Source organism: Streptomyces sp. BR123, from assembly GCF_013401435.1.
Classification (GTDB): Bacteria; Actinomycetota; Actinomycetes; order Streptomycetales; family Streptomycetaceae; genus Streptomyces.
On sequence record NZ_JACBGN010000011.1, the window covers coordinates 44,684 to 56,687 of the forward strand.

Here is a 12,004-nt window from a genome sequence, read left to right on the forward strand (position 1 = left end):
CGGTATGTTCCCCAGGCGTCCCGGGTGTGTCCCGGCGTGTCTTCCGGGGAGCGTCCGGGGCAATTCGGGCCGACATTCGGTAGCGGTGCGAATACCCCGGAAGGTTCCGCGAGGTTGTACAGCGTAAGCTGGGGCGGTCCTGAAGCGCGGCAGGAGGGGACGATTCACCGCAGGTGAACGGCCTGGGACAGCCTGGAGAAAGTCCGGCGGCGTGTCCGAAATAGGATGTATTGCGTCGGCAGTGTAGAACGGGAGATGTGACGGCAATGGCTACGGGAATTCTCCGGCCCCCAGGCATTACGGCCGTCCGCGCCGCGGGCGGCGGGCGGTGACCCCGGCGCACGGCATCCGTCCCCGGCAGACCCCGGCCCCCGACGCCCACGCGCGCGCCACCCTCGGCAAGGCCCGGACGGAGAACTTCCCCGTCGCCCCCGCCTTCCTGCCCCGCGCCTGGCGCGAGGGGCTGATGGCGGTGTACGGCTACGCCCGCCTCGTCGACGACATCGGCGACGGCGACCTCGCACCCGGCGGCCGCGACGCCGTCCTCCTCGGCCTCGGCCCCGAAGCCGCCGACGACCGGCCCGCCCTGCTCGACGCCCTCGAAGCCGACCTCGCGCGTGTCTTCGGCTCCGCCGGCGGCGGCCCGCGCCATCCCCTCCTCCAGGCCCTCCGGCCGGTGGTCCGCGCCCACGGCCTCACCCCCGAGCCGTTCCTCGGCCTCATCGCCGCCAACCGCCAGGACCAGCAGGTCAGCCGCTACGAGACGTACGGGGACCTCCTCGCCTACTGCGAGCTCTCCGCGAACCCCGTGGGCCGCCTCGTCCTCGCCCTCACCGGCACCGCCACCCCCGAGCGGATCCGCCGCTCCGACGCCATCTGCACCGCCCTGCAGATCGTCGAACACATCCAGGACGTCGCCGAGGACCTCCAGCGGGACCGGATCTACCTCCCCGCCGAGGACCTGCGCCGCTTCCACGTGGCCGAAGCCGACCTCAAGGCCCCCACCGCCGGCGCATCCGTCCGCTCCCTCATCGCCTTCGAGGCCGCCCGCGCCCGGGACCTCCTGGACGAGGGCACCCCCCTCGTGGGCAGCGTCCACGGCCGGCTCCGGCTGCTGCTCGCCGGCTTCACCGGCGGCGGCCGCGCCGCCCTGCGCGCCGTCTGCGGCGCCGGCTTCGACGTACTGCCCGGCCCGCCGCGGCCCACCCGGAGCGGCCTGCTCCGCGAGGTGGCCGCCGTCCTGCGCACCGCGCCGAGAAAGGGGTGAGCCCGACCGTGGAGGGTTCCGCACACACCACCGCGCCGTCCGCGCCGGTCCTGGCGGCCTACAGCTACTGCGAGGCCATCACCGGGGCGCAGGCCCGCAACTTCGCGTACGGCATCCGGCTGCTGCCCACCGACAAGCGGCAGGCCATGTCCGCCCTGTACGCCTTCTCCCGGCGCGTCGACGACATCGGCGACGGCACGCTCCCCGCCGACGCCAAGCTCGCCCGCCTGGAGGAGACCCGGGCCCTGCTCGGCCGGGTCCGTGACGGCCAGGTCGACGAGGACGACACCGACCCCGTCGCCGTCGCCCTCACCCACGCCGCGCGCCGCTTCCCCATCCCGCTCGGCGGCCTCGACGAGCTCATCGACGGCGTGCTGATGGACGTCCGCGGCGAGACCTACGAGACCTGGGAGGAGCTGGAGGCCTACTGCCGCTGCGTCGCCGGGGCCATCGGACGGCTCTCCCTCGGCGTGTTCGGCACCGCGGCCGGCGCGGCCGGCGCCGAGCGCGCGAGCGACCACGCCGACACCCTCGGCCTCGCCCTCCAGCTCACCAACATCCTGCGCGACGTCCGCGAGGACGCCGGCAACGGGCGCACCTACCTGCCCACCGAGGACCTCGCCAAGTTCGGCTGCGACGAGGGCTTCGCCGACGGCAGGCTCCCCGCCGGAGCCGACTTCGCCGGCCTCGTCCACCACGAAGTCCGGCGCGCCCGGGCCCTGTTCGCCGAAGGCTACCGGCTGCTGCCCATGCTCGACCGGCGCAGCGGCGCCTGCGTCGCGGCCATGGCCGGCATCTACCGCCGCCTCCTCGACCGCATCGAACGCGAACCCGAGGCGGTGCTCCGGGGCCGGGTCACCCTGCCCCCGCACGAGAAGGCGTACGTCGCCGTGCGCGGCCTGTCCGGCCTCGACGCACGCACCGTTGCGCGCCGGCGCACCAGGAGGACCGCGTGACCGCAGCCGCACACCGCGCGGTGGTCGTCGGAGGCGGCCTCGCCGGCGTCACCGCCGCCCTGGAACTCGCCGACGCGGGGGTGCGCGTCACCCTCCTGGAGGGCCGCCCCCGGCTGGGCGGCCTCGCGTTCTCCTTCAAGCGCGGCGACCTCACCGTCGACAACGGCCAGCACGTCTACCTGCGCTGCTGCACCGCCTACCGGTGGTTCCTCGACCGCATCGACGGAGCCGCCCTCGCACCGCTGCAGGACCGGCTCGACGTCCCCGTGCTCGACGTCGGCCACCCCCGCGGGCCGCGCCTGGGCCGGCTGCGCCGCAGCGCCCTGCCCGTCCCCCTGCACCTCGCCGGATCGCTGGCCCGCTACCCGCACCTCTCGCTCGCCGAGCGGGCCGCCGTCGGACGCGCCGCCCTCGCCCTGCGCGCCCTGGACCCCGCCGACCCGGCCCTCGACGGGCTCGACTTCGCGACCTGGCTCGGCCGCCACGGCCAGAGCCCGCGCACCGTCGAGGCCCTGTGGGACCTCGTCGGCATCGCCACGCTCAACGCCACCGCCGGACAGTCCTCCCTCGGACTGGCCGCCATGGTCTTCAAGACCGGCCTGCTCTCCGAGAACGGCGCCGCCGACATCGGCTGGGCCCGGGTCCCCCTCGGCGACCTCCACGACGCCCTCGCCCGCAGGGCGCTCGACGCCGCCGGCGTACGGACCGCCCTGCGCACCCGGGTCACCTCCGTCAGTCGTGCACAGGACGGGAACTGGCAGGTCGCCACCGAGTCCGAAACCCTCGACGCCGACACCGTCGTGCTCGCCGTCCCGCAGCGCGAGGCCCACGGGCTGCTCCCGGCCGGCGCGCTCGCCGACCCCGACAAACTCCTGGACATCGGCACCGCGCCGATCCTCAACGTCCACGTCGTCTACGACCGCAAGGTCCTGCGCCGCCCCTTCTTCGCCGCGCTCGGCACCCCCGTCCAGTGGGTCTTCGACCGCACCGAGTCCTCCGGGCTGGCCGACGGCGGCCAGTACCTGGCCCTGTCCCAGTCCGTCGCCCACAACGACATCGACGAGCCCGTGACCGTCCTGCGCCGCAAGTACCTGCCCGAACTGGAGCGGCTGCTGCCCGCCGCGCGCGGCGCCAAGGTACGCGACTTCTTCGTCACCCGGGAGCGCACCGCCACGTTCGCCCCCACCCCCGGCGTCGGCCGGCTGCGCCACGGGGCGTGCACCGACACGCCGGGTCTCTATCTCGCCGGTGCGTGGACCGCCACCGGCTGGCCCGCGACCATGGAGAGTGCCGTCCGGAGCGGCCTGAGCGCGGCACACGCCGCGCTCGCCGCGCTCGGCCGCCACCGGGCCCACCCGTTGCAGGAGGCGGCATGACGATCACCAACACCACCGGCGCAGCACACACGGAGAACAGAGGAGAGCCAGTGAACCCGGGGAACCCGGCCGTCGAGAACACCAAAGCCGGTAACAGAGCGGCGGAAGCGGCGCAGACGGAGGTCGCGGACACCCTCGCCCTCCTGGAGCGCGGCCGCACCCTGTCCACTCCTGCACTGCGCGCCGCGGTGGAGCGGCTCGCCGCGCCCATGGACACCGTCGCCGCCTACCACTTCGGCTGGATCGACGTCCAGGGCAACCCCGCGGACGGCGACGGCGGCAAGGCCGTCCGCCCCGCCCTCGCCCTGCTGTCCGCCGAGGCCGCCGGGGCCCCCGCCGAGGTGGGCATCCCCGGCGCCGTCGCCGTCGAGCTCGTCCACAACTTCTCGCTGCTGCACGACGACCTGATGGACGGCGACGAGCAGCGCCGCCACCGCGACACGGTGTGGAAGGCCCACGGCCCCGCCCAGGCCATCCTCGTCGGCGACGCGCTCTTCGCCCTCGCCAACGAGGTGCTCCTCGAACTCGGCACCGTCGAGGCGGGCCGGGCCACCCGCCGCCTCACCACCGCCAGCCGCAAGCTCATCGACGGCCAGGCCCAGGACATCTCCTACGAGCACCGCGAGCGCGTCAGCGTCGAGGAGTGCCTGGAGATGGAGGGCAACAAGACCGGCGCCCTGCTCGCCTGCGCGATCTCCATCGGAGCCGTCCTCGGGGGCGCGGACGACCGCACGGCCGACAAGCTGGAGGAGTACGGCTACCACCTCGGCCTCGCCTTCCAGGCCGTCGACGACCTCCTCGGCATCTGGGGCGACCCGGAGACCACCGGCAAGCAGACCTGGAGCGACCTGCGCCAGCGCAAGAAGTCCCTGCCGGTCGTCGCCGCCCTCGCGGCGGGGGGCCCCGCCGCCGAGAAGCTCGGCAAGCTGCTCGCCGCCGACGCCAAGAGCAACGACTTCGAGAACTTCTCCGAGGAGGAGTTCGCGGCCCGCGCCGCCCTCATCGAGGAGGCGGGCGGCCGGGAGTGGACCGCCGAGGAGGCGCGCCGCCAGCACGCCATCGCCGTCCGCGCCCTCGACGACATCGACATGCCCCAGCGGGTGCGCGAACAGCTCGTCGCCCTCGCCGACTTCGTCGTCGTACGCAAGAGGTGATCATCGCCTTCGTCACCCGGGGACGGATATGACGCGCGAGTCGCCGGCCGGCGCCACCAGCCCGTAGCGCCGGCCGACGGCAGACCCCAGCACAGCAGAAGCAACAAGCCACTGCACGTTAAGGGGAAGCCATGACAGCGACGACCGACGGCGCCGGCCCCCGCGGCGCCGATCCGGATGAGACCACCGCCCCGGCGGACGGTGCCGCGACCCTCGCGGCAGCCGCAGCCGCAGCCACGGGCGTGGCCAAGGGCGTGGGTGCGACCACGGGTGCGGGAGCGGTCGCGGCCGTGGCACCGCCCGGGGTCCGCGAGGCCGTCGAGCGTGCCACACGGCACCTGCTCCGGCAGCAGGACCCGGCCGGCTGGTGGAAGGGCGACCTGGAGACCAACGTCACCATGGACGCCGAGGACCTGCTGCTGCGCCAGTTCCTCGGCGTCCGCGACGAGGCCACCACCCGGGCCGCGGCCCGGCACATCCGCCGCGAACAGCGCGCCGACGGCACCTGGGCCACCTTCCACGGCGGCCCCCCCGAACTCTCCGCCACCGTCGAGGCGTACGTCGCCCTGCGCCTGGCCGGGGACGCCCCCGACGCCCCGCACATGACCCGGGCCTCGGCCTGGATCCGCGCCCACGGCGGGATCGCCCGGGCCCGGGTCTTCACCCGGATCTGGCTCGCCCTCTTCGGCTGGTGGAGCTGGGACCACCTCCCCGAACTCCCCCCGGAGCTGGTCTTCCTGCCGCCCTGGGTACCGCTGAACATCTACGACTTCGGCTGCTGGGCCCGCCAGACCATCGTCCCGCTGACCGTGGTCTCCGCTCACCGCCCCGTCCGCCCCGCTCCCTTCGCCCTGGACGAGCTGCACACCGACGCCCGCCGCCCCGTGCCCGCCGCCCGGCTCGCCCCGCTCGGCACCTGGAACGGTCTCTTCCAGCGCATGGACAAGGTCCTGCACGTCTACCGCCGGTTCGCCCCCCGCCCGCTGCGCGCCGCGGCCGTGGCCACCGCCGCCCGCTGGATCATCGAGCGGCAGGAGAACGACGGCTGCTGGGGCGGGATCCAGCCGCCCGCCGTGTACTCGCTGATCGCCCTCCACCTGCTCGGCTACGACCTGGGGCACCCCGTGATGCGGGCCGGCCTGGAATCCCTGGACCGCTTCGCCGTCTGGCGCGAGGACACCGCCCCCGGCCCCGACGGCCGGCCGGGCGACACCGGGCCCGTCCGCATGGTCGAGGCCTGCCAGTCCCCGGTCTGGGACACCTGTCTCGCCGCCATCGCCCTGGCCGACGCGGGGCTGCCGCCCGATCATCCGGCCCTGGTCAAGGCGGCCGACTGGATGCTGGACGAGGAGATCACCCGGCGCGGCGACTGGGCCGTGCGCAGGCCCGGACTCGCCCCCGGCGGCTGGGCGTTCGAGTTCCACAACGACACCTACCCCGATATCGACGACACCGCGGAGGTCGTCCTCGCACTGCGCCGGGTCAGGCACTCCGACCCGGCCCGGGCCGAGGCCGCCATCGCCCGGGCCGTCTCCTGGACCCTCGGTATGCAGTCGAGGAACGGAGCCTGGGGCGCCTTCGACGCCGACAACACCAGCACCCTGCCCAACCGGCTGCCGTTCTGCGACTTCGGCGAGGTCGTCGACCCGCCCTCGGCCGACGTCACCGCCCATGTGGTGGAGATGCTCGCCGCCGAGGGCCGGGCCGCCGACCCGCGGACCCGGCGCGGCATCGCCTGGCTCCTCGCCGAACAGGAGCCGAACGGAAGCTGGTTCGGCCGTTGGGGCACCAACTACGTCTACGGGACCGGGTCGGTGGTGCCGGCGCTGGTCGCGGCGGGCATCGCCCCCGCCCATCCGGCGGTCCGGCGGGCCGTGGCCTGGCTGGAATCCGTACAGAACGACGACGGGGGCTGGGGCGAGGACCAGCGCTCCTACCGGGACCCGGCCGCCTGGGCGGGACGCGGCGACTCCACCGCCTCGCAGACCGCATGGGCGCTGATGGCCCTCCTCGCGGCGGGGGAGCGCGACGGGAAGGCCGTCGAACGGGGCATCTCCTACCTGACCGGCACCCAGCTGGCGGACGGCTCCTGGGACGAGCCGCACTTCACGGGCACCGGATTCCCCTGGGACTTCTCCATCAACTACCACCTGTACCGGCAGGTGTTCCCGCTCACCGCGCTCGGCCGCTACCTGCACGGGGAACCCTTCGCGCCCGGGACGCCCTGATGGCCGCCGCCCGGCCCGGCGGCCCCGGTCCCCGGCCGCTGCTGGTCGCCTGCGCCCTGCGCATCGAGCAGGCGGCCCTGCGCAGCGGCGGCGACCGCGGCGCCCCCTTCGGGTGCACGGTCCTGCGCACCGGCATGGGGCCGCGCGCCGCCGAGCGGGCCGTCACCCGGGCCCTTGCCGCACCGGGCCTGGCGGGAGCCGCCGTCCTCGCCACCGGGTTCTGCGCCGGACTCGTACCCGGCATGCACCCCGGCGACCTGGTGGTCGCCGAGGAGACCCGCGACCCCCGCGGCACCGTCACCTGTGCGGGAACGTCCCTGCTCGCCGAGGCACTGGCCCGGGCCGCCCCCGGCCGGACCGTGCACACCGGCGCGCTCACCGGCTCCGACCGGGTCGTACGGGGCCAGGAGCGCGCCCGGCTGCGCGCCACCGGAGCCATCGCCGTCGACATGGAGTCGGCGGCCACCCTGTGGACCGCCGCCCGTGGCGCCGCCCGAACCGCCGCCGCGGGCGTCACACACCGCCCGGTTGCCGCCGTCCGGGTGGTCGTGGACGCCCCGGAGCACGAGCTCGTCCGAATCGGCACGGTCCGCGGTGGAATATCGGCCTTCCGTGTACTGCGTGCCGTACTGCCCGCGTTCTATGACTGGCACCGTTCTTTGCCGCTCCCCAGGAGGTGAGCCAGATGGCCATGCCGCTGCGACAGTCCATCAGGGTCGGGACCTATCTGCTCGAACAGAAGCTCCGCAAGCGCGAGAAGTTCCCCCTGATCGTCGAGCTGGAGCCGCTCTACGCCTGCAACCTGGCCTGTGAGGGCTGCGGGAAGATCCAGCACCCCGCCGGGGTGCTCAAGCAGCGCATGCCGGTGGCCCAGGCGGTCGGCGCCGTGCTGGAGTCCGGCGCCCCCATGGTGTCCATCGCGGGCGGTGAGCCCCTGATGCACCCGCAGATCGACGAGATCGTGCGCCAGCTGGTCGCGAGACGGAAGTACGTGTTCCTGTGCACCAACGCCCTGCTGCTGCGCAAGAAGATCGAGAAGTTCACCCCCTCGCCCTATTTCGCCTTCGCCGTGCACATCGACGGACTGCGCCAACGCCATGACGAATCCGTCGCCAAGGAAGGCGTCTTCGACGAGGCGGTCGCCGCCATCAGGGAGGCGAAGAAGCGCGGATTCCGGGTGACCACGAACTCCACCTTCTTCAACACCGACACCCCGCAGACCGTCATCGAGGTGCTCAACTACCTCAATGACGACCTGAAGGTCGACGAAATGATGATCTCGCCCGCCTATGCCTACGAAAAGGCACCCGACCAGGAACACTTCCTCGGTGTCGAACAGACCCGGGAACTCTTCCGGAAGGCGTTCTCGGGCGGCAACCGGAACCGCTGGCGGCTCAACCACTCCCCGCTCTTCCTGGACTTCCTGGAAGGCAAGGCCGATTTCCCGTGCACCGCCTGGGCCATTCCGAATTACTCCCTCTTCGGCTGGCAGCGCCCCTGCTACCTGATGAGCGACGGGTACGTGACGACGTACCGCGAACTCGTCGAGGAGACCGACTGGAGCGCGTACGGCCGCGGCAAGGACCCGCGCTGCGCCAACTGCATGGCGCACTGCGGCTACGAGCCCACCGCCGTCCTCGCCACCATGGGCTCCCTCAAGGAGTCCCTGCGTGCGGCCCGGGACACGGTCAGCGGCAACCGGGGCGGCTCGGCATGACCACCGCGTCCCCAGGCTTCGACCTCAAGGCGCTGCTGGCCGAGCGCGGCGCGGAGCGGTACGAGCTGCACACCCGGCACCTGAACCCGCAACTGCCCCGCATGCTGCACACCATCGGCTTCGACAAGGTCTACGAGCGGGCCGAGGGCGCGCACTTCTGGGACGCCGAGGGCAATGACTACCTGGACATGCTGTCCGGGTTCGGGGTGATGGGTCTGGGCCGGCACCACCCGGTCGTCCGCCGGGCCCTGCACGACGTGCTCGACGCAGGGCTCGCCGACCTGACCCGCTTCGACTGCCAGCCGCTGCCCGGGCTGCTGGCCGAGAAGCTGCTGGCGTACAGCCCGCACCTGGACCGGGTCTTCTTCGGCAACAGCGGCACCGAGGCCGTGGAGACCGCCCTGAAGTTCGCCCGGTACGCCACCGGGCGGCCCAGGATGCTCTACTGCGACCACGCCTTCCACGGGCTGACCACCGGCTCGCTCTCGGTGAACGGGGAGGCCGGCTTCCGGGACGGCTTCGCGCCGCTGCTGCCCGACACCCGGATCGCGCTCGGCGACCTGGCCGCCTTGGAGCGGGAGCTGAAGCGCGGAGACGTCGCCGGGTTCGTCGTGGAGCCGATCCAGGGCAAGGGCGTGCACGCGGCCCCGCCGGGTTTCCTGCCCGCGGCGCAGGAGCTGCTGCGCCGGCACAAGGCGCTGCTGATCGCCGACGAGGTGCAGACCGGCCTCGGACGGACCGGTGACTTCTACGCGTACCAGCACGAGCCGGGCGTGGAGCCGGACCTGGTCTGCGTGGCCAAGGCGCTGTCGGGCGGCTACGTCCCGGTCGGTGCCACCCTGGGCCGCGACTGGATCTTCAAGAAGGTCTACTCGTCCATGGACCGGGTCCTGGTGCACTCCGCCAGCTTCGGGTCCAATGCCCAGGCGATGGCGGCCGGGCTGGCGGTGCTCTCCGTCATGGAGGACGAGTCGGTCGTCGCGAACGCCCGCGCGATGGGCGACCTGCTGCGCGGGCGCCTCGCCGCGCTGGTGGACGCGTACGAGCTGCTGCACGAGGTCCGCGGCCGGGGCCTGATGATCGGCATCGAGTTCGGCCGGCCGTCCTCGCTGCGGCTGCGCAGCCGGTGGACCGTGCTGCAGGCGGCCCGCAAGGGGCTGTTCGCGCAGATGGTGGTGGTGCCGCTGCTGCAGCGGCACCGGATCCTGACGCAGGTCTCCGGGGACCACCTGGAGGTGATCAAGCTGATCCCGCCGCTGATCGTGGACGAGGCGGACGTCGACCGGTTCGTCGGCGCCTTCCGGGCGGTCATGGACGAGGCGCACGCGGGCGGCGGCCTCCTGTGGGACTTCGGGCGGACGCTGGTGAAGCAGGCCGTCGCGGGCGGCTGACGGCCCGCCCCGCCCGCCTGCGGGATGTCGACGGCCCGCACCGCCCGGCTGTCGGCGGCCTAGTCGAGCAGCCGTTCGCGCAGCCGGCCGAGGGTCCCGGCGGTCAGTCCGAGGCCCTCGGCGAGGTAGCGGTCGACACCGCCCCAGTGCTCGTCGATGGTGTCGAAGGCCGCGGTCAGGTAGGCGGCGCGGGCGTCGAAGAGCGGGGCGAGCAGCTCCATCACCTCCGGAGAGCGGGCCTCGGGCGCATCGCTGCCGCGGCGGACCCGGTAGCGGCGGTGCGGCGCGTTGGACTCCAGGTAGTCCGCGAGGATGGCATCGCGCTCCACGTCCAGCGCGAGGAGGGTGACGGCGACCGACAGGCCGGCCCGGTCCTTGCCGGCGGCGCAGTGCATGAGTGCCGGGAGGCTCTCCTCGGCGAGGGCGTGGAGGACCCTGCTGTGCTCGGCGGTGCGGTCCAGGACCATCGAGCGGTACGAGTCCACCATCCGGGCGGAGCCCTTTCCGTCGCCCAGGATTCCGCGGAGCCGGTCCACGTTCCCGTCGCGGACCATGGTCCAGAATTCCTTGCCGTCGGCCGGATCGGACAGCGGAATGTTGACGTTGCGCACCCCCGGGAGTTCGACGTCGGGACCTTCGAGGGCCTGGTCGGCGGCGTTGCGGAAGTCGAAGACGGTGTGCAGGCCGAGCGATACGAGAAACTCTGCATCGGTTTCGGTGGCATGCGCCAGATGTCCGCTTCGGAAGAGTCGTCCCGCCTTGACCCTCCGGCCGTCCGCCGTCGGCAGGCCGCCCACGTCGCGGAAGTTGCGCACACCGGACAGATCGGACTCCCGGAGTGGAATGCCGGGTGAAGAGGGCGGTATCTGCTGGGTCACGGTGAATCCCCCGCATCGTCATCGAGTGTCCGAATTGCTCTGCTTGGGGCCAACTTGCCGGTGCCGGAAGCGAGATCGGGCACAGCCCCGTGAGCCAGATCATACGGTGACGTTGAGTGCCTGATCGTCAAAGGCGAATGGTGCCGGGGGAGCGGTCGTTGGCGGCGGGGAATGGACGCAGGGTGACCGGAATTCCGCCGAACTCCCGCCCCTGTGAATCCGTCAGGAAATTCGCGGCTTGTTCCGTGCGGTCCCGCTGGATTACCTTCGCGACCGATCCGGATGGACCGCCCAATCCTGCCGCCGTCCGGAAACAGCACTCGACCGAACTCGCGCGGCAGGAGCGGGGGAACCAGGTAGGCCGCTGCGCCGGAGTTCCGCTCCGGAGCAGCCAGGGGTGAAGCCGTACGTGTTCCGTTCACTGCACGTGCACGTCCGCGTTGCACGTGCACGGGCACGGACGGCCGGACATCTCCAATCCGAACCCGACAGCTCACCTCGCAGGCGCCGGAGAGGAATTCGCCATGCCGGCAAAGGGTAAGCACCGCCGCCCGAAGCACCGTTTCGCAGCCCGTGGTTTCGCCGCAGTCGCCGGCACCGGCGGAGCGGCCCTGGCCCTGCCGCTGATGGGCGCCGCCGGCGCCCACGCCGCCGCCCCGGCTGTCTCCCGGACCGCCGCCCCGGCTGTCTCCCAGGCCGCCGCCGCGGTCCCGGCCGCGGCCCCCCGGGCCGAGGCAGCCGCCCCGGCCGAGGCGGCCGTCTACACGGTCCGGACGGGCGACTGCCTCTCCGTCATCGCGGCCGACCGCGACCTCCCGGGCGGCTGGCAGCGGCTCTACGCAGACAACCGTGCGGCCGTCGGCGACAACCCCTCCCTGATCCACCCCGGGTTGAAGCTGGTGATCGGTGCACCGGCCGCGCCGGCTCCCGAGCAGGCTCCGGCCGAGCGGCCCGCCCCCGCGCCGAAGCCGAAGAAGAAGGCCCCGGCCGCCACCGGGTCCCCGCTCGCCGCCGTCCCGGCGCCTGCCGGGAAGAGC

At 73.3% G+C, this 12,004-nt stretch carries 10 protein-coding genes and 1 riboswitch; of the genes, 9 read left to right on the plus strand and 1 reads right to left on the minus strand.

Features of this window, described 5'->3' with window-relative positions; all coding sequences use genetic code 11:
- Window positions 1-346 precede the first annotated feature (346 nt).
- The 8 genes from hpnC (at window position 347) to HYE82_RS03360 (ending at window position 10,089) form a co-directional block, all read left to right on the plus strand.
- Window positions 347-1,267 (plus strand): squalene synthase HpnC, encoded by a 921-nt coding sequence (gene hpnC, locus HYE82_RS03325; RefSeq protein WP_309144184.1) that lies wholly within the window; start codon window positions 347-349, stop codon window positions 1,265-1,267.
- Window positions 1,264-2,223, plus strand: coding sequence for a presqualene diphosphate synthase HpnD (gene hpnD, locus HYE82_RS03330; protein ID WP_179172384.1), 960 nt, complete (start codon window positions 1,264-1,266; stop codon window positions 2,221-2,223). The genes hpnC and hpnD overlap by 4 nt, the downstream gene beginning before the upstream one ends.
- Window positions 2,220-3,599 (plus strand): hydroxysqualene dehydroxylase HpnE, encoded by a 1,380-nt coding sequence (hpnE, locus tag HYE82_RS03335; RefSeq protein WP_179172385.1) that lies wholly within the window; start codon window positions 2,220-2,222, stop codon window positions 3,597-3,599. The genes hpnD and hpnE overlap by 4 nt, the downstream gene beginning before the upstream one ends.
- The gene (locus HYE82_RS03340; protein ID WP_256986892.1) at window positions 3,596-4,753 is read left to right on the plus strand and encodes a polyprenyl synthetase family protein; all 1,158 of its coding nucleotides are present in this window, start codon (window positions 3,596-3,598) and stop codon (window positions 4,751-4,753) included. Before hpnE ends, HYE82_RS03340 begins: the two co-directional genes overlap by 4 nt.
- A gap of 131 nt (window positions 4,754-4,884) precedes the next feature.
- Window positions 4,885-6,981 (plus strand): squalene--hopene cyclase, encoded by a 2,097-nt coding sequence (gene shc / locus HYE82_RS03345; RefSeq protein ID WP_218782204.1) that lies wholly within the window; start codon window positions 4,885-4,887, stop codon window positions 6,979-6,981.
- The gene (locus HYE82_RS03350) at window positions 6,981-7,661 is read left to right on the plus strand and encodes a 1-hydroxy-2-methyl-2-butenyl 4-diphosphate reductase (RefSeq protein WP_179172386.1); all 681 of its coding nucleotides are present in this window, start codon (window positions 6,981-6,983) and stop codon (window positions 7,659-7,661) included. Before shc ends, HYE82_RS03350 begins: the two co-directional genes overlap by 1 nt.
- Before the next feature lie 5 nt (window positions 7,662-7,666).
- Complete coding sequence (gene hpnH / locus HYE82_RS03355) at window positions 7,667-8,698, plus strand: adenosyl-hopene transferase HpnH (protein WP_179172387.1); 1,032 nt, start codon at window positions 7,667-7,669, stop codon at window positions 8,696-8,698.
- On the plus strand, window positions 8,695-10,089 hold the full coding sequence (locus HYE82_RS03360; RefSeq protein WP_179172388.1) for an aspartate aminotransferase family protein: 1,395 nt from the start codon (window positions 8,695-8,697) through the stop codon (window positions 10,087-10,089). The genes hpnH and HYE82_RS03360 overlap by 4 nt, the downstream gene beginning before the upstream one ends.
- A gap of 59 nt (window positions 10,090-10,148) precedes the next feature.
- Here the strand turns inward: HYE82_RS03360 and HYE82_RS03365 are convergent, their stop codons facing one another.
- The gene (locus HYE82_RS03365) at window positions 10,149-10,967 is read right to left on the minus strand and encodes a tyrosine-protein phosphatase (protein WP_179172389.1); all 819 of its coding nucleotides are present in this window, start codon (window positions 10,965-10,967) and stop codon (window positions 10,149-10,151) included.
- A 311-nt stretch (window positions 10,968-11,278) separates the two neighbouring features.
- A riboswitch (cyclic di-AMP (ydaO/yuaA leader) is annotated at window positions 11,279-11,487 on the plus strand.
- Window positions 11,488-11,491: 4 nt separating this feature from the next.
- Here HYE82_RS03365 and HYE82_RS03370 point away from each other — a divergent pair.
- Window positions 11,492-12,004, plus strand: a 513-nt coding sequence (locus HYE82_RS03370; RefSeq protein WP_179172390.1) for a LysM domain-containing protein, incomplete at its 3' end; no start/stop codon positions are given.